This window comes from Streptomyces sp. L2, assembly GCF_004124325.1.
Classification (GTDB): Bacteria; Actinomycetota; Actinomycetes; order Streptomycetales; family Streptomycetaceae; genus Streptomyces.
Genome location: NZ_QBDT01000001.1, coordinates 7,139,379 through 7,156,228, shown reverse-complemented (window position 1 = coordinate 7,156,228; position 16,850 = coordinate 7,139,379). Strand labels below are relative to the sequence as shown.

General features: G+C 74.0%; 20 protein-coding genes. 3 read left to right on the top strand and 17 right to left on the bottom strand.

Going from position 1 to position 16,850, the window contains the following annotated elements; translation table 11 throughout:
* Positions 1–77: 77 nt before the first annotated feature.
* From crcB (DBP14_RS32075) to DBP14_RS32060, 4 genes are all read right to left on the bottom strand, one after another.
* A complete protein-coding gene (gene crcB, locus DBP14_RS32075) occupies positions 78–452 on the bottom strand; it encodes a fluoride efflux transporter CrcB (protein ID WP_129311119.1) in 375 nt (124 codons plus the stop codon).
* Positions 449–829 carry a DUF190 domain-containing protein gene (locus tag DBP14_RS32070; protein ID WP_129311117.1) on the bottom strand — a complete coding sequence of 127 codons (381 nt, stop codon included), beginning with the start codon at positions 827–829 and terminating at the stop codon, positions 449–451. Before DBP14_RS32070 ends, crcB (DBP14_RS32075) begins: the two co-directional genes overlap by 4 nt.
* Complete coding sequence (gene crcB, locus DBP14_RS32065) at positions 826–1,287, bottom strand: fluoride efflux transporter CrcB (protein WP_129311115.1); 462 nt, start codon at positions 1,285–1,287, stop codon at positions 826–828. The genes DBP14_RS32070 and crcB (DBP14_RS32065) overlap by 4 nt, the downstream gene beginning before the upstream one ends.
* A 98-nt stretch (positions 1,288–1,385) precedes the next feature.
* Positions 1,386–1,673 (bottom strand): helix-turn-helix domain-containing protein, encoded by a 288-nt coding sequence (locus tag DBP14_RS32060; RefSeq protein ID WP_129311114.1) that lies wholly within the window; start codon positions 1,671–1,673, stop codon positions 1,386–1,388.
* Positions 1,674–1,931: 258 nt separating this feature from the next.
* On the opposite strand from DBP14_RS32060, the gene DBP14_RS32055 reads away from it, so the two are divergent.
* Entirely contained in the window at positions 1,932–2,282 is a 351-nt protein-coding gene (locus DBP14_RS32055) for a VOC family protein (protein ID WP_129311112.1), read from the top strand.
* An 85-nt stretch (positions 2,283–2,367) separates the two neighbouring features.
* Positions 2,368–2,766, top strand: coding sequence for a MarR family transcriptional regulator (locus tag DBP14_RS32050; RefSeq protein ID WP_129311111.1), 399 nt, complete (start codon positions 2,368–2,370; stop codon positions 2,764–2,766).
* A gap of 141 nt (positions 2,767–2,907) precedes the next feature.
* Here the strand turns inward: DBP14_RS32050 and DBP14_RS32045 are convergent, their stop codons facing one another.
* The 4 genes from DBP14_RS32045 to DBP14_RS32030 all read right to left on the bottom strand — a co-directional run bounded on the left by DBP14_RS32045 (position 2,908) and on the right by DBP14_RS32030 (position 6,619).
* Positions 2,908–3,306 carry an SseB family protein gene (locus tag DBP14_RS32045; protein ID WP_129311109.1) on the bottom strand — a complete coding sequence of 133 codons (399 nt, stop codon included), beginning with the start codon at positions 3,304–3,306 and terminating at the stop codon, positions 2,908–2,910.
* Positions 3,307–3,439: 133 nt separating this feature from the next.
* Positions 3,440–3,997: a cysteine hydrolase gene (locus DBP14_RS32040; protein WP_129311107.1), complete on the bottom strand. Its 558-nt coding sequence runs from the start codon at positions 3,995–3,997 to the stop codon at positions 3,440–3,442.
* Positions 3,994–5,499, bottom strand: coding sequence for a cytosine permease (locus DBP14_RS32035; protein WP_129311105.1), 1,506 nt, complete (start codon positions 5,497–5,499; stop codon positions 3,994–3,996). The genes DBP14_RS32040 and DBP14_RS32035 overlap by 4 nt, the downstream gene beginning before the upstream one ends.
* Before the next feature lie 148 nt (positions 5,500–5,647).
* Positions 5,648–6,619, bottom strand: a complete 972-nt coding sequence (locus DBP14_RS32030; protein ID WP_129311103.1) for a threo-3-hydroxy-L-aspartate ammonia-lyase — start codon at positions 6,617–6,619, stop codon at positions 5,648–5,650.
* 730 nt (positions 6,620–7,349) lie between these two features.
* Here DBP14_RS32030 and DBP14_RS37065 point away from each other — a divergent pair.
* Positions 7,350–8,030 carry a PAS domain-containing protein gene (locus DBP14_RS37065; RefSeq protein WP_241741089.1) on the top strand — a complete coding sequence of 227 codons (681 nt, stop codon included), beginning with the start codon at positions 7,350–7,352 and terminating at the stop codon, positions 8,028–8,030.
* Positions 8,031–8,046: 16 nt separating this feature from the next.
* Here the strand turns inward: DBP14_RS37065 and DBP14_RS37355 are convergent, their stop codons facing one another.
* The 9 genes from DBP14_RS37355 to DBP14_RS31985 form a co-directional block, all read right to left on the bottom strand.
* Positions 8,047–8,178: a hypothetical protein gene (locus tag DBP14_RS37355; protein WP_277752740.1), complete on the bottom strand. Its 132-nt coding sequence runs from the start codon at positions 8,176–8,178 to the stop codon at positions 8,047–8,049.
* A gap of 80 nt (positions 8,179–8,258) precedes the next feature.
* The gene (locus DBP14_RS32020; protein WP_129311099.1) at positions 8,259–8,870 is read right to left on the bottom strand and encodes a TetR/AcrR family transcriptional regulator; all 612 of its coding nucleotides are present in this window, start codon (positions 8,868–8,870) and stop codon (positions 8,259–8,261) included.
* Between the two features lie 47 nt (positions 8,871–8,917).
* Complete coding sequence (locus tag DBP14_RS32015) at positions 8,918–9,829, bottom strand: 3-hydroxybutyryl-CoA dehydrogenase (RefSeq protein WP_129311097.1); 912 nt, start codon at positions 9,827–9,829, stop codon at positions 8,918–8,920.
* 167 nt (positions 9,830–9,996) lie between these two features.
* Positions 9,997–11,169, bottom strand: a complete 1,173-nt coding sequence (locus tag DBP14_RS32010) for an acyl-CoA dehydrogenase family protein (RefSeq protein ID WP_129311095.1) — start codon at positions 11,167–11,169, stop codon at positions 9,997–9,999.
* A 35-nt stretch (positions 11,170–11,204) separates the two neighbouring features.
* A complete protein-coding gene (locus DBP14_RS32005; protein ID WP_129311093.1) occupies positions 11,205–12,377 on the bottom strand; it encodes an acyl-CoA dehydrogenase family protein in 1,173 nt (390 codons plus the stop codon).
* Between the two features lie 28 nt (positions 12,378–12,405).
* Positions 12,406–14,460: an acetate--CoA ligase family protein gene (locus tag DBP14_RS32000; RefSeq protein ID WP_129311091.1), complete on the bottom strand. Its 2,055-nt coding sequence runs from the start codon at positions 14,458–14,460 to the stop codon at positions 12,406–12,408.
* Position 14,461: 1 nt separating this feature from the next.
* Entirely contained in the window at positions 14,462–14,653 is a 192-nt protein-coding gene (locus tag DBP14_RS31995; RefSeq protein WP_129311089.1) for a ferredoxin, read from the bottom strand.
* 439 nt (positions 14,654–15,092) lie between these two features.
* On the bottom strand, positions 15,093–16,385 hold the full coding sequence (locus DBP14_RS31990) for an NADH-ubiquinone oxidoreductase-F iron-sulfur binding region domain-containing protein (protein WP_129311087.1): 1,293 nt from the start codon (positions 16,383–16,385) through the stop codon (positions 15,093–15,095).
* Entirely contained in the window at positions 16,382–16,795 is a 414-nt protein-coding gene (locus DBP14_RS31985) for a hypothetical protein (RefSeq protein WP_129311084.1), read from the bottom strand. Before DBP14_RS31985 ends, DBP14_RS31990 begins: the two co-directional genes overlap by 4 nt.
* Positions 16,796–16,850: the final 55 nt, after the last annotated feature.

Here is a 16,850-nt window from a genome sequence, read left to right as displayed (position 1 = left end):
CAGTCTGACAGTCTTACTATGCCGGGTCGTACTGGAGGCCCCCAGCCCGGAGGGCCGGCCCCCAGCTGACTGAGGGGCTAGCCCCAGAGGGCCCCGGCGAGGGACACCCCGGCGAAGGCGGCTCCCAGGCCCGCCGCCACGCTCGCGACGACGTTGACCGCAGCGTAGAGGCCCGCCCCCGCCTCGGTCAGCCGCAGGGTCTCGTAGGAGAAGGTCGAGTAGGTCGTCAGCGCCCCGCACAGGCCGGTGCCGAGCAGCAACTGCACGTGCGGGCCGGCCGCTCCGGCCGCGGTGGCGCCGCTGAGCAGGCCCAGCACCAGGCAGCCGCCTAGGTTCACCGCGAAGGTGCCCCAGGGGAAGAGCGAGTCGTGCCGGGCCTGTACGGCCCGGTCGGTGAGGTAGCGCAGCGGGGCGCCGACCATGGCCCCGGCGACGACCAACAGCCAGTTCACGAGGAATTCTCACCCTTCGGGTCCGCTTGGTCCGGGTTTCCCGCACGGCCGGCGTACGTGACGATCTCGCACTCCTCCAGGGTCACCAGGCCGTCGCCGACGAGTTCGCCGAGCTTGGGCAGGAAGGCCCGGACACGCTCCTCGGTGTCGACGACGACCACCGCGACGGGCAGGTCCTCACTGAGGGACAGCAGCCGTGAGGTGTGGATGCGGGAGGAGGCGCCGTAGCCCTCGATCCCCCGGAAGACGCTGGCCCCGGCGAGCCCGGCGGCGTGCGCCCGGTGGACGATCTCGGAGTAGAGGGGCCGGTGGTGCCAGGTGTCGTCCTCGTCGAGGTAGACGGTGAGCCGCAGGGCGCGGCCGATCGGTGATGTCATCGCTGCCTCCTGGTGAGCAGCAGGCGGGCCGCGACGGAGGCCAGCCACACCGCCGCGAGGGCCGCGCACAGGGTCGCGGCGAGGTAGGCCAGGCCCGTGCGCGGGTGGCCGCCGCCGACGAGGGTGCGGATGTCCACGGTGTAGGTGGAGAAGGTGGTGAACCCGCCGAGCACCCCGGTGCCGAAGAACGGGCGGACGAGGCGGTGGGCGGCCCACACGTCGGTGATCAGCACCATGAACACGCCGATCACGGCACACCCGATGACATTGGTCCAGAACGTCGCCCACGGAAAGCCGCCGGGCGGTGTCGGCAGGGCCAGGCTCAGCGCGTAGCGGGCCGTCGCGCCGAGGGCACCGCCCACGGCGACGACCGCGACGACGGGGATCTGGGCGCGCCACTCGGACCGCTTCGGCGGTGCCGTGCGGACACGGATACTCTCGGCTTCCGGGGCTGTCATCGCTCGTACGTCTCCTGGTTCGGGCCTGCCCCGACGGGTGATCACGGCCGGGCACCAGGGTACCGCCGGGCGGCGGCCGCCTCATCGGCCCTTCCCGGTCACCAGCCCTTCTCGAAGAGCCTCGCCACCTCCGCGATGCGGATCTCGTCACGCCGGTAGTGGGTACGGCAGCGGATCCGCCGCGTGCGCAGCAGGCCGAGGCGGGTGAGGAGGGTGAGGTGGGCGGCGGCGGCCCGGCGGGAGACGCCTAGCTTGGCGGCCACGGCACCCGCGGTCACGCCCGTCTCCGCGGGATCGCGCGCGTACCGGGCCGGGAAGTGGGCCGCCGGGTCCTTGAGCCAGCGCAGGATGTCCTGCCGCACACGGCCCGAGGGAGTTCCCATCATCCGCCCCGCCTCCGTCCCGGCCTCCTCGTCCGCCGCTTCCCACTGTGACCCGCCCGACGCCGCCACACGCCCGACTCACCACCCGTTGTCCGGTACCGAACGGCCGTACGACTCAATAGGCGCCGTCGGGGAGGAGAGCGCCCGGGCGGAGTTCGCAAGCGGTCAGGATCGGAGAAGCCGGGGTGGGGCTTGCGGCCGTAGCGTGAAGGCACCGGCGAGGAGGAACCCGCCGGGTGCCGTAATCGAGGAGTGAGTCCCATGACCGCAGGTGTGCAGACGATCATCTACCCCGTCAAGGACCTGGGGCGGGCCAAGGCCCTGTTCACCGCGTTGCTCGGGGTCGAGCCGTACGCGGACCAGCCGTACTACGTCGGCTTCAAGGCCGAGGGGCAGGATGTCGGGCTCGACCCCAACGGGCACGCCCAGGGGCTGACCGGGCCGGTGCCGTACTGGCACGTGACGGATCTCCGGGAGCGTCTGGCGGGGCTGCTGGAGGCCGGCGCCGAGGTGGTACAGGACGTGCGCGACGTCGGCAACGGCCGGCTGATCGCCTCCGTGAAGGACGCCGACGGCAACCTGGTCGGCCTGCTGCAGGACCCGTCCGCCTGAGCATGGCGCAGCTGCCGTCACGCCCGCCACCACCCGCATTAGTTGCACACTCAACGATTGGCCGGATCGGTGCTACGGTGCGGGTATGGCAGTCAAGACGGCCGACGCCCGGCTCGAAGAACGCTGGCGGGACATCCTCACGGTCCACGCGCGCACGATGTGCGAGATCGACCGTGTCCTGCACCCGCACGGGCTGGGCGCCAGCGACTTCGAGGTGCTGGACATCCTGGCCTCCGAGTCGCCCGAGGCGGGCGACCAGTGCCGGGTGCAGAACCTGGTCGGACGGGTGCATCTCAGCCAGAGCGCGCTGTCCCGGCTGATCGGCCGGCTGGAGAAGGAGGGTCTGGTCGAACGCTCGGTGTGCGCGGAGGACCGGCGCGGGGTGTGGGTGGCCCTGACCGGCAAGGGCCGCGCCCTGCACGCCGAGGTCCGCCCGCTGCAGCGGGCGGTGCTCGGGCGGATGCTCACCGAGGGCGGCGACTAGGGCGCCGAGGGCGAGGAGGCGACGACCGGCGCTGAATCGGCGGCCTGCGGCCCGGGCCCGGCCGCAGGAGCAGCCCCGGCCCGCCGGAGCCCCGGTGTCACCGGGACGGCGGCGCGGGCACTCCCCCGTTCAGCTCCCGGTTCACCGGGCCAGCAGTGTGCGCACCCCCTGCGAGGTGAGCGTCAGCGCGTGGGTGGAGTTGCCGTCGATGGCGAGGGACAGGTCGTCCTCGGGCCACTGCGAGGCGAGGGCGCCGAGCGGTATCAGGCGGTAGCGGGAGACGAACGGCAGCAGGCCGGCCATCTCGACCTCCGAGGTGAACACGGGCACGACCGGTTCACCCCCGGGCTGTTCCAGGACGGGCAGGGCGACCGTCGAGGCGTCGGCTCCCTCTCCGTCCACCGCGTCGTCCGGCACCGGTATGAGCACCTCGCTGTGTGCGAGGGTGTCCAGCGCGGCCTGGTCGTCGGCGTTGACGGCCAGCGCGTCGAGCGCCTGTTCGGCCGGCGTCGGAAGGTCGTCGTGTGCGGGTGTCTCCATGGCAGATCCCCAGGTAGCGGCGGTCTTACGGGCCGCACGGACCGGTGTGCCCGGGCGTGCTCCCGCCTCGCGTACCCACGGCGGCCACAAGGCATGCCTGCGCGTCCGTGCCGGTGCCTGGGCGGCACACCGGTCATGCCGGGGTGCCGGCGCCGGCGAGCAGGTCGTCGACGGTGGTGACCCGGATCAAGGGCCGGTAGAGGTCCATGACGTGCAGTGCCTTGATGTGGGAGTCGTCGTCGACTCCGGCGCAGGCGTCGGCCACGACCAGCACCTCGGTGCCGGCGTCGGCGGCGGCCAGGGCGGTGGACAGCACGCAGCAGTCGGTGCTGACGCCGGCCAGCACCAGCGGGCCGTCCGGACCGACGCGGTCGGCCAGCGGCGGGGTCCATTTCCCGAACGTGGGGGCGTCCACGACGTGCGCGGCACGGTCCGCGAACTCCTCCGTCAGCCGCCACAGTCCGGCGTCCGGGGGCTGGAGGGCGAAGGGCCAGCGGTCGTAGTAGGCGCGCCAGGCCCCGGTGGGCTGCGCGGGGGCCACGAAGCGAGTGAAGGTGACGCGGTCGCCGAAGTCCGGCAGCAGCCGTCGTACGCCCGCGGCCGCGTCGGCGAAGCGGGGGGTGGCCCAGGGGCTCGCCGGGTCCGCGAAGACGTGCTGCATGTCGATGACCGCGAGGTGTCCGGAGGTCATGCGCTGTACGCCCCCTCGCCGGCCTCTTGGCTGAGCGCCTTCGCCTCCTGCTCGCGCACCCTCCCCCGGCCCAGCAGCAGGGTGCCGAGGAAGGCGAGCGCCAGGGCGACCAGGACACCGAGGTTGGCGTACGCCCAGGCCCCGCTCTTGCCGCCGAGCCCGAACGGGCCGAGCAGATAGCCCTGCCAGGTGAGCCAGCTCGCGGCCGTGTTGGTGACCAGGCCCCAGCCGACGGCGGTCGCCGCGAGGGTCAGCAGCAGGGGCAGGGCGGCGACGTCGCCGTAGCGTCCGTGCGGGCGGAACAGGTCGCCCTCGTCGTAGTCGCGGCGGCGCAGCGCGAGGTCGGCGAGCATGACTCCGCACCAGGCGGCGATCGGCACGCCGAGGGTGGTGAGGAATCCCATGAACTGGCCGAGGAAGTCGTCGGCGAAGAAGACGATGTAGATGGATCCGGCGATCATCAGAACGCCGTCGAACAGCGCGGCGAGATAGCGGGGCACGCGCAGTCCGGCGGAGAGCAGGGCCAGGCCGGAGGAGTAGATGTCCAGGACCGCGCCGCCGACCAGGCCGAGTACGGCGACCACGGCGAACGGCACCAGGAACCAGGTGGGCAGGATGGTCGTCAGGGCGCCGATCGGGTCGGCCGCGATGGCCTTGCTGAGCGTGGCGGAGGAGCCGGCCAGCAGCAGGCCGAAGACGAGCAGGAGCAGCGGGGCGACCGAGGCGCCGAAGGTGGTCCAGCCGATCACGCGCCGGCTCGACGAACCGCGGGGCAGGTAGCGGGAGTAGTCGGCGGCGGCGTTGACCCAGCCGAGGCCGAAGCCGGTCATCATGAACACGAGGGCGCCGATGAACTCCTGGGCGGAGCCCGCGGGTACGGCGCTGACCGTGCTCCAGTGGACGTGGTCGGCGACGAGGGCGACGTAGACGATCGTGAGCACGCCGGTGACCACGGTGATCACCGTCTGCAGGCGCATGATGAGGTCGAAGCCCATCACCCCGCCCACGACGGTCAGCGCTGCCACGACCATGAGGGCGACGATCTTCGTCTCGGTGCCGCCGCCCCAACCGAGGCGGTCGAAGACGGTCGCGGTGGCCAGGGTGGCGAGCGCGGTGAGGACGGTCTCCCAGCCGACGGTGAGCATCCAGGAGATGACGGACGGCAGCCGGTTGCCGCGCACGCCGTAGGCGGCCCGGCTGAGCACCATCGTGGGCGCCGAGCCGCGTTTCCCGGCGACCGCGATGAACCCGCAGAGCAGGAACGAGACGACGATGCCGAGGACTCCGGCGACGAGGGCCTGCCAGAAGGAGATGCCGAAGCCGAACGCGAAGGCGCCGTAGCTGAGTCCGAGCACGGAGACGTTCGCGCCGAACCACGGCCAGAACAGCGTGCCCGGGGTGCCCTTGCGGGCCGCGTCCCCGATCACGTCGAGCCCGTGGGTCTCCACCTGGAGCCGCCGGCCGTCGGCCCCGCTCTCACTGGGGTCCTGCGGGTGCGTCATGTCGCCGCCCTACCTGTCCAGACGTGTCCCGTCGAGGCTATGGCCTGTCCGGCGGATCATGCCACCGGCGCGGGCCCGGCACGCGCCGGCTGCCGGCCGCCGGGCCCGTCCGCCGTACTGCCGTCGCTCGCCGGGCCCCGGGTGGGGTTCAGTTGCCGCCGACGAGTTCGGCGAACCGTTCCGCGCCGACGTTGCCGCCGGACAGGATGACGCCGACGCGGGGCGGCAGCGCCTCGACGCGGTGGGCGAGCAGGGCGGCGAGCGCGCTGGCGCCGCTGGGCTCGACGACCGTCTTCAGGCGCTCGAAGGCGAAGCGCATCGCGTCCCGGATCTGCTCGTCGCTGACCAGTGCGATGCCGTCGAGGAGAAGGCGGTTGAGGGAGAAGGTCAGTTCGCCGGGGATCTCGGCGGCCTGCCCGTCGGCGATGGTGCGCGGCACCGGGATGGACACCCGGTGGCCGGCTTCGAGGGACCGCTTGGTGTCGTCACCCGCCTCCGGTTCGACGCCGATGACCCGGACTTCCGGGAGCAGCCCCTTGGCGGCCACGGCGCTGCCGGCGATCAGCCCGCCGCCGCCGACCGGCACGACCAGCGCGTCCAGCTCCCCGGCTTCCTCGATCAGCTCCAGGGCGGCCGTACCCTGCCCGGCGATGATGTGCGGGTGCTCGTACGGCGGTACGAGGGTGAGGCCGCGCTCGGCGGCGAGGGCCTCGCCGATCGCGACCCGGTCGCCGGTGTAGCGGTCGTAGGTGACGATCTCGGCGCCGTAGCCGGCGGTCGCCTCCAGCTTGGCGCGCGGGGTGTCCTCGGGCATCACGATGACCGCGGTGGTGCCGAGTTCCCTGGCGGCGAGGGCCACGGCCTGCGCGTGGTTGCCAGAGGAGTAGGCGGCGATGCCCTTGGCCAATTGCTCGGGGGACAGCCGGGAGGCCGCGTTGTACGCGCCGCGGAACTTGAAGGCGCCGACGCGCTGGAGGTTCTCGCACTTGATGTGCACCTCGGCGCCGACCAGTTCGTCCAGGGTGCGCGAGCGCAGGACGGGGGTGCGGTGGGCGACGCCCTTGATCCGCTCCGCCGCGTCCCTGACGTCCTGGAGCGTGACGCGCTGGGTGTCGGGCATGTACGTACTCCGTTCTGGGCGCGGTCGGCTGTCGCCGTGACCTCCGGGACCGCTGTGGCCCGGAGCCACCGGGTTCTGGAAACATTGTCTAACATATAGACGGAAAGTCCAGATGCCCAGTTCGGGCGGCGCACGGCGCATCGGAGGCGAGCGGATGACAGAGGCACAGGCGCGGTCAGCGGTGACTCCCCCCGCACCGGGCGGCACGGGGGCGGGACCGGGCGGCGTGAACGCGGGACCGGACGGCGCGGAGGGGGTATCCGACGGCTCGGGCACGAGGCCGGACGGCGCGGATGCGGGACCGGGCGGCACGGAGGGGGTATCCGACGGCTCGGGCACGGGACCGGACGGCGCGGATGCGGGACCGGGCGGCACGGAGGGGGTATCCGACGGCTCGGGCACGAGGCCGGACGGCGCGGATGCGGGACCGGGCGGCACGGAGGGGGTATCCGACGGCTCGGGCACGAGGCCGGACGGCGCGGATGCGGGACCGGGCGGCGCGGACGCCGGGCCCGGCCAGGCAGACCCCGGACCCAGCAGCGCGGACTCCAGGCCCGGGCAGGCAGACCCCGGACCCAGCAGCGCGGGTGCCGGGCCCGGGCAGGCAGACCCCGGACCCAGCAGCGCGGGTGCCGGGCCCGGGCAGGCAGACCCCGGACCCAGCAGCGCGGGCTCCGGGCCCGGGCAGGCGGATCCCGGACCGGGCGGCGCGGGCTCCGGGCCCGGCCGGGTGGACGGCGGGCCGGGCGGCGGCACGGGTGGTGAGCGGGATGCTGTCATCGCCGCGCTGACGCCGGTGATCGACGGGATCGCGGCGACCTTCGGGGCGATGTGCGAGGTGGTGATCCACGACTTCCGGCGGCCCGAGCACTCCGTCGTCGCTCTCGCCGGATCGGTCACGGGGCGCGGGGTCGGCGGCTCGATGAGCGAGATCGGCATGCGGCTGCTGGCCCGGGGCGACGAGGCGAGCGACGAGCTGAACTACCTGACGCGCACGACGGACGGGAAGCTGGTCAAGTCCTCGACGATGCTGCTGCGCGATTCCGGCGGCGCCGTGTTCGGGGCGCTCTGCGTCAATCTGGACGTGACCGCGCTGGGGCAGGTGCACGCCCTGACCGGCGAGCTGGCCGGTGTCGCGGGGCCCGCGCCCGAGGCCGTGCCGACGACGACGTTCGGCGACGACATCGGCGCGGTGGTGGACGCCGTCGTCGACACCCGGCAGCCGGCGCACGGCACGGCGTGGGTCCAGCTGCCGCGCGCGGAACGGCTGGCGCTGTTCCGCGATCTCGACCGGCGCGGGGTGTTCGCCGTCCGCGGGGCGGTCCAGCAGGTCGCCGCCCGGCTCGGCATCTCCCGGGCCTCGGCGTACAACTACCTGGCGGCGGCCCGGGGCCCAGGCGACGGGGACTGAGGACCGCCGCGGTGGGTCAGCGGGACGACTCCTCGTCGTCGTCCTCACCCTCCGCCTGCGAGGGCGTCGTCCGCTGCGGCTCGGCCGCCTCCGTGACGTCCTCGTCCGGCTCGCCCTCCGCCTGGGACGGAGTCGTGTACTCGCTCATCCCGACGCCTCCCGCCCGTGTCGTGCTCGGTCGTACGGTTTCCGCGGTCCGAGTACCCCGCCTCGGCGAAGGCGAGCCCCTCACCCGGCGGGGACGGTGTCCGGCAGCCCGAGCGCCGCGGCCACGTGCCGCCAGATCGCGGCGAGGGCCCCGTCCACGGTGACCGCCGGGTCGCGCAGCATCAGGCGGATGCCGTAGCCGTCGCACAGGGACAGCACGAGCGTGCTGAGGTCGTCCACGTCGGCCGGGGTGAACTCGCCGGAGGCGATGCCACGCCGTACGGCGTCGGCGACCCAGGCGTGGAGCTGCGCGTACAGGTCGACGGCGAAGACGCGGGTGTCCTCGTCGCGCAGGGCGCGGGCCCACAGTTCCTGCCACAGCCGCCAGTCCTGGTGCAGTTCGGGGTCGGTCGGCAGCAGGTTGCGCAGGATCCGGGCCAGGATGACGGAGGCCGGCGCGGTCTCCGCGTCCCGGTCGACGTCGACGGCGGTGTGCGCGAAGGAGTGCCGCATCGCCTCGGTGAACAGCTTCTCCCGCGTGTCGAAGTGGTAGTGCAGCAGCGCCGTCGACACCCCGGCCCGCTCGGCGACCATCCGCATCCGGATCTTCTCGAAGCCGATGTCGGCGATCACCTCGCATGCCGCGGTCAGGATGCGCTCGCGCGTGTCTGCCGTGCGCACCTTCGTGGACACCCTGCGGCTCCCCTCGTTCGGTGGTCGTACGCCGGGGCCATTTTCCCTCACGCCGGCCCCGCCGCCCCCGCCGGTGCCGATTCCGCGCGGTGCGGCGGTGCGTCGTAGGTGTGGAAGCCCCGCCCGGACTTCCGCCCGAGCAGCCCGGCCTCCACCATCCGGGAGAGCAGCGGGGGCGGAACGTACTGGGGCTCGCGGAACTCGGCGTACAGCGACTCGGCGATGGCCCGGGTGGTGTCCAGGCCGATCAGGTCGGTCAGGGCCAGCGGACCGAGGGGGTGGGCGCAGCCGAGCACCATCCCCCGGTCGACGTCCTCGGCGCTCGCGCTGCCCGACTCCACCATCCGGACGGCGGCGAGCAGGTACGGCACCAGCAGCGCGTTGACGACGAAGCCGGCCCGGTCGCCGGTCCGGACGACCTCCTTGCCGAGCACCTCGGTCACGAACTCCTCGGCGCGCGCGGCCGTGCCGGCCGAGGTGAGCAGGGACGGGACGAGTTCGACGAGCCGCAGTACCGGCACGGGGTTGAAGAAGTGCAGGCCGACAACGCGTTCGGGCCGCCGTGTCGCGGTGGCCAGCCGGATCACCGGGAGGGAGGAGGTGTTGGTCGCGAGGATGCTGTGCTCGCCGGTGACCACGGTGTCCAGTCGCGTGAACACGTCGAGTTTGAGGCGCTCGTCCTCGGCGACCGCCTCCACGACGAGATCGCTGTCGTTGAGGGCCTCGATCTGGTCGGCCACGGTGATCCGGGCCGCGGCGGCCTCGCGGGCCCCGGCGTCGAGTCTGCCGCTCGTGGTGGCGCGGTCGAGAGAGCGGCTGATGCGGCGCAGGCCCGCACGGGCGGTTCCGGCGTCGCGCTCGACGACCACGACCCGTGCGCCGGCGCGTGCGCAGACCTCGGCGATGCCGGCGCCCATCTGTCCGCAGCCGACGATCCCCACGCGTTCGATACCGGTCATCCGTCGTCCTCCTTCGCTGTGTGTGTCGTCGTACGGCCGGCAGCGCCGATCCGGGCGGCGTCGTACGGCTGGCTGTGCCGGTGGGGGTTCGTCGTACGGCCGGCAGCGCCGGGGCGGACGGCCGTGGGCGGGCCGGAGCACGGTGGTGCTCCGGCCCGCGGGTGGGGTCAGGCCCCCGGCAGGTCCAGCACGCCGGTGCCCCGCTTGATCAGTTCGCCGGCGATGATCAGGCGCTGGATCTCGGAGGTGCCCTCCCAGATCCGGTCGACGCGCAGTTCGCGGTAGAGGCGTTCCACTGCGTAGGAGCGGTCGTAGCCGCGCCCGCCGTGGATCTGCAGACAGCGGTCGACGACCCGGCCGGAGGCCTCGCTGGCCGCGAGCTTGGCGATGGCCGCCTTGGCGTGCAGCCGCTTGCGGTCCTCGGGCGTGGCCTGGTCGATCTCCCAGGCGACCTGGTGGGTGTAGGCGCGGTTGACGGCGATGTCGACCGCGCAGTCCGCGAGCATCCCCTGGATCAGCTGGTACGAGGCGATCGGCGCCCCGAACTGCTCCCGTTCCACGGCCCAGTCACGGGAGAGTTCCAGGGCGCGTTCGGCCGCGCCGGTGGTGCGGGCGGCGATCATCAGGCGTTCCTCGGTGAACCAGGAGCGGGTGATGTCGTAGCCCTCGCCGATCCCGCCGAGCACGGCGTCGTCGTCGACCTGGACGTCGGTGAAGGTGAACTCGGGGTGTTCGTAGACGAAGGTGTGCATGAAGCGGGGCACGCGGGTCATCTCGATGCCCGGGGTGTCCTTGTCGACGAGGAACAGCGTCGGCGCGCGCTCCGGTCCCGCCGCCGCGAGGACGATCATGAAGTCGGCGTGGTCGCCGACCGTCACGAACCACTTCTCGCCGTTCAGCACCCAGCCCTGGTCGTTCTTCGTCGCCGTGGTGGCGATGTTCTGCGGGTCCGAGCCGGCGCCGCGCTCCGTGACGGCGTAGCAGTCGCGCCGCTCGCCCTTGATCACCGGGACGAGGAACCGCTCGCGCTGCTCCGGGGTGCAGAAGCGCAGGGCGTTGGCGGGCCGCCACACCATGTCCCACAGGGCACCGGTGAGGCGCCCCAACTCCTCCTGGACGGTGACCTGTTCGGCGATGGTGAGGCCGGCACCGCCCCACTCGGCCGGCATGTTGACGGCCTGGAGGCCGGAGTCGAGCACCGCGTCACGGATCTTGGCGTGGGCGTCGGCGGGCAGGCCGTTGTTCTCCTCGCACTGGGTCTCGTAGGCGGTGATGAAGTCGGTGAGGGCGCGGGCGCCGGCCTTGAGCTGTGCCTGGCGCGGGGTGAGACGGAAGTCCATGGAAGTCCTCGCTCGTGGGTGTCGCGGGGGCGGTTTCAGTGGGTGGGCAGGGCCAGGGCGCGGGTGCCGCGCTTGATCAGCTCGTTGGCGATGATCAGGCGCTGGATCTCGGAGGTGCCCTCCCAGATCCGGTCGACACGCAGCTCCCGGTACATGCGCTCGACGGGGTAGGTGCGGTCGTAGCCGCGGCCGCCGAAGATCTGCAGGCAGCGGTCGGCGACCCGGCCGGCGGCCTCGCTGGCGGCGAGCTTGGCGGTGGAGGCCTTGGCGTGCAGCGTCTTGCGGTCGGTGCCCGGCTGGTCGGCCTCCCAGGCGACCTGGTGGGTGTAGGCGCGGTTGACGGCGATGTCGACCGCGCAGTCCGCGAGCATCCCCTGGATCAGCTGGTACGAGGCGATCGGCGCCCCGAACTGCTCCCGCTCCACGGCCCAGTCACGCGCCAGCCGGAGCGCGCGCTCGGCCGCTCCGACGGTGCGCGCGGCGATCATCAGGCGCTCGTCGGTGAACCACTCCTTGGTCAGCTCGTAGCCGTTGCCGACCCCGCCCAGCACGTCCTCGTCGGCCACGAAGACGTCGGTGAAGGTGAATTCGGGGTGCCCGTTGACCGCGGAGTGCATGAAGTGCGGCACGCGGGTCATCTCGACGCCGGGCGCGGCCTTGTCGACGAAGAACAGGGTGGGCAGCCGGTCGGGCCCGGCGTCCGCCTGCACCAGCAGGAAGTCGGCGATGTCGCCGCAGGTGACGAACCACTTCTCGCCGTTGAGCAGCCAGCCGCCGTCGGTGCGGGTGGCGGTGGACGTCCCGGCGGAGGGATCGGATCCGGCGCCCGGCTCTGTGACGGCGAAGGCGTCGAACTTCTCGGCGCGGATCACGGGCAGCAGGTACTTCTCGCGCTGCCGTTCGTCGCCGTACGCGAGGACGTTGGCGGGTCGCCAGGGTATGTCCCACAGGCAGTTGGTGACCTTGCCGAACTCCTCCTCGACGATGACCTGGTCGAACAGGCTGAGCCCGGCGCCGCCCCACTCGGCGGGCATGTTGATGGCGTAGACGCCGGCGTCCATGGCGGCGCGGGTCAGTTCGCGGACGAGCGGCTCGGGCAGGGGGCCGCCGGCCTGCTCGGACTGGTCCTCGTACCGCATCAGCAGGCGGGCGTAGTCGGCGGCGCGCCGCTTCAGGTCGGTTTGCTCGGGGGTGTAGCGCAGGTCCATGGGTGCCTCTTCGGTATAGGGGGACGAGTCAGGCGAGTACGGCGCGGGAGTCGAGGGCGAGGACCCCGTGCGGGCGGACGAGCAGGGGGTTGACCTCGATCTCGGCCAGTTCGGGGTGGGCGGCGGCGTAGGTGGTGATCGTCTCGACGGCGGCGGCGGCCGCGGCGACGTCCACGGCGGGCCGGCCGCGGACTCCGTCGAGCAGGGCCGCGGTGCGCAGGCCGCGCAGCAGGCGCTCGGCGCGGTCGGCGGTGACGGGGGCGAGGGCGAAGGTGACGTCGTGCAGGGCCTCGGCCAGCACGCCGCCCAGGCCGATCATGGCGACGGGGCCGAAGCGCGGGTCGCGGTTCACGCCGACGATCAGCTCGATGCCGTCGGTCAGGTCCGCCATGGCTTCCACGGAGTAGGCGGGCGCGCCGAGCCGGGCGCGCATCTCCCGGAAGGCGGCGAGGAGTTCGGCGGGTCCGGCGAGGCCGAGGGCGACTCCTCCCGCGTCGGACTTGTGCAGCAGGTGGAGCGCCTTGAGCACGTAGGGGCCGGTGAACTCCTCGGTGGCGGCTAGCAGTTCGGTCTCGTCGTGGACCTCTCGGGCGGCGGGGAAGGGGAGTCCGGCGGCTTCCAGGGCGGCGCGCGTCTGCAGGTAGCCGGTCGCGGCGAGGGGCGTGGCGGGCTGGGGCAGCGGGGCGATCCCGGTGGCGGACGCTCCCGGGCCGGCGGCGGCGAGGGCGCGTGCCGCGTCCTCGGTGGCGGCGAAGACCGGGATGCCCGCGGCGGCGAGGGTGCGGCAGCTCGGCGACTCGGGGTACATCGACTGCACCACCAGGGGTTTCGCGGTGGCCCGGTGCCGGTCTGCGATGAGGCGGGCGGCTTCCCGCTCCCCGTGCGCGAGGGCCGTACCGCCGCCGCCGAGCCCGCCGTCGGCGGCCGCGTAGCCGCCGAAGTAGCCGGTCATCAGGACGGCGTCGGCCTCCTCGGCGGCCAGCAGCGCGGCGACGGTGTCGGCGTACGAGCCGGGGTTCTGCTCGCCCATGCCGGCCAGGTCCACCGGGTTGGCGACGGCGGACTGCTCCCACAGGGCCGCCCGCAGCTTCTCCCGGGTGGGCGGCAGGAGTTCGGGAACGGCGAGTCCGGCGGTCTCGACGGCGTCGGCGGCTACGGCGCCGTGCCCCCCGCCGTCGGTGAGCACGGCGACCCGGCGGCCGGCCGCCCGCCGGCCCCCGGCGGACGCGGCGAGGACGACGGTGAGTTCCCGGGGGGTGGCGACCAGGTCGACGCCGGCGTCACGGCAGGCTGCGGTGACCACGTCGGCGGAGGTGGTCAGCGCTCCGGTGTGCGACTGGGCGCTGCGCGCGGAGGCGTCGCCGCGTCCGGCGGTGAGCAGGACCACCGGCTTCCCGGCGGCGGCCGCGGCCTCGGCGAAGGCGCGGCCGTCGGCGAAGTCCTCGGCGTAGACGGCGATGGCGCGGGTGCCGTCGTGCCGGGCGCAGTCGGCGAGCAGGTCGACGAGGGTGACGTCGGCCTGGTTGCCCAGCGACACGAACCGGGAGAAGCCGAGGCCGTGCGGGCGGAAGCGGAGCTGGAGTTCGAGGGCGAGGTTGCCGCTCTGGCTGAGCAGCGCGATGCCGCCGGGGGTGAAGGTGTCGGAGGCGAGGAACAGGTCGGTGGTGTTGTCGGCGATGCCCAGGCAGTTGGGGCCGACCATGACGGCACCGGCGGCCCGGACCCGCTCGGCGACCGCGTGCTGGCGTGCGCGGCCGGCCGTGCCGGTCTCGGCGAAGCCGGCGGTGATGGCGACGATCGCCCGGGCGCCGCAGCGCAGGGCCTCGTCGACGGCGTCCTCGAAGCCGGACGCGGGCACGGCGACCACGGCCAGGTCGACGGGTTCGCCGATCGCGCCGAGGCTCGGGGCGGCGGTGCGGCCGAGGATCGTGCCGCCGCGCCGGTTGACCAGGTGCACGGGCCGGCGGCCGTTCGCGCGGAGGGCCTGGACGGCGATGGCGTGACCGTACTTGGCGGGGTCGTCGCTGGCTCCGACGACGGCGACGGAGACCGGGTCGAAGAGGGCGGAGAGGTCGCGTCCCATGTCACTTCACCAGCTTCAGCGCGGAGTTGGGGCAGGCGGCGACGGCAGCGGCGGCGGCTTCCGCGGCGTCGTCGGGCACGGTGGTCTCGCGCAGCCGCGCGTATCCCCACTCGTCGAGGTCGATCAGTTCGGGCGCGGGTTCCTGGCAGAGGCCGTAGCCCTGGCAGCGGGTGGAGTCGAGCAGGAGTTTCATGACGGGTCCCTTCGGGGGGTGGGGGCGGGCGACGGTGGGTTTAGCGAGATGGGGGGGCCGGCGGCCGGGAGGGGGTGGGCGCCGGGTGCGGCGGGGAGAAGCGGGTGGTGGCGGGGACAGCGGGGAGGGGCGGGCGGAGGCGGAGGCGGCGGGGAGAGGTGGACGGCGGGTGGAGCGGGGCGCGGGCGGCCGGCGGCGGACGTCAGGGGACGGCGACCGTGTACCGGTGGGCGGCACGGACAGCGGGGAGTGGACGGCAGAGGCAGCGGGGAGAGGTGGACGGCGGGTGGGGCGGGGCGCGGGCGGCCGGCGGCCGACGTCAGGGGACGGCGACCGTGTACCGGCGGGTGACAGGGACAACGGGGAGAGGTGAATGGCGGAGGCAGCGGGGAGAGGTGGACGGCGGGTGGGGCGGGGCGCGGGCGGCCGGCGGCGGACGTCAGGGGACGGCGACCGTGTACCGGTGGGTGGCGGGAGGAGCTGCGGTGCAGGGCGGGCACGGGGAGCTGCGGTGGGCCTCGATCCGCTCGGGGTAGTGGGTGAGCAGGGTGGCCACCATGCGTGCGGCGGCGTCGATGAGCCCGCAGGCGCCGCGGCCGGGCAACTGCCGGGACCAGCGCTCCAGGTTGGCGACCGTGGTCCCGTCGGCCTCGCCGCGTGCGACGGCGGTGAGGGCCCGGGCGAGAGCCGAGGTGCCGGAGACGCAGACCCCGCACTGCCGGGCGCTCTGCGCGGCGAGCCAGCCGGCGGCGTCGGTGGCGGCGGCGACCGGGCAGTCGTCGGGGTGGAGGAAGTGCAGGGCCCCGCAGCCGAGGGCGCCGCCCGCGGCGGCCAGCTCCTCGTGGTCGAGTCGCAGGTCGCTCCAGCCGGCCCCGTACAGCCCGCCGAACAGTCCGCCCAGGACGACCGCCCGCGCCCTGCCGTGCCCGCTCAGGTCGGCCAGGGTCTTGAGGTGGGTACCGGCGGGCGCCTCGACCAGGGCGGGGGTTCCGCCCGCGCCGGAGAGGGTGACCAGGTGGGTGCCGGCGATCGCGGCCGCGGACTCGGGATGCGTGTGCAGGGCGGCGATCCGGGCCAGCGTCTCCACGTTGGCTACCAGGGTGGGCGCACCGCCGACCCCGCTCTCGAACGGGCGCGGCGGCTTGGCCGTGGGCAGCGCCGGGCCGCCGTCGATCCGGCGGACCACCGCGGTCTCCTCCCCCGCCACATAGGTCCGCTCGGTGCGCACGACGTCCACGGGCACCTCGGGGGCCCACTCGGCCGACGCCTGGCGCAGGGCCAGTGCCTGGCGTCCGGCCGGCACCTTCCGTTCGGCCAGTGCCTGGCGTACGGCGTGTTCGGCCAGGTCGTCGGAGAGGTAGACGTAGCCGCGGGCGGCGCCCGTCATGGCGGCGGCCAGCCGGAGGCCGTCCAGGACCAGGTGCGGCCGGTGCCACAGCAGCCAGCGGTCCTTGACGGAACCGGGCTCGCCCTCCTCGCCGTTGGCGACGACGACGGGCGGACCTCCCGGGGCGTCCCGGACGGTGCGCAGCTTGACGGCCGTGGGGAATCCGGCGCCGCCGCGTCCGCGCAGCCCGGCCGCGGCGATCCGGTCGACGAGCCGGCCGGGTGCGGGGAGCGGGGCGCAGCCGCCCGTGGCCAGGTAGTGGGCGAGGTCCTCGCACGCGCCGGGCGGCACGTCGGCGAGCAGGCCGGGCCGGCCCGGGGGCAGGAGGGAGAGGACGTCGGTCATACGGTGCTCCGGGGCTCGGCGTGGGCGTCACGGGGCGTCAGCCGTGCCACGGCCCGTTCCAGGGCGTGGCGCTGGGCGGCGGTGCGGTCGTAGCCGCTGCCGGGCAGGCCTATCAGCATGCGGTGGTGGTCGAGGACGACCTCCGCCGCCAGCAGCGCGGCGCCCCGGCCGGCGGCGGGGGGACCGTCGGCTGCCTGGACCACCAGGGCAGTGACCTCGCCGAGGTAGCGCAGCCAGTCCCGCTGGGTGCCGCGCAGCACCAGCCGCTCGACGCGGCGCCGTTCGGCGGTGATCAGGGCCGGTGCCGGGCGGCCGGCCGCCGGGGCGCGCAGGGCGGCGACCGCGGCGGGCAGTTCCTGTTCGGGTTCCGGCGTGAGGCCGAGCCAGACCAGACTTCGGCGAACGCTCATGCGAGGCCTCCGGGGGCGCGGCGATGGCGTGGACGGAGATGCGGGAGGGGCAGCG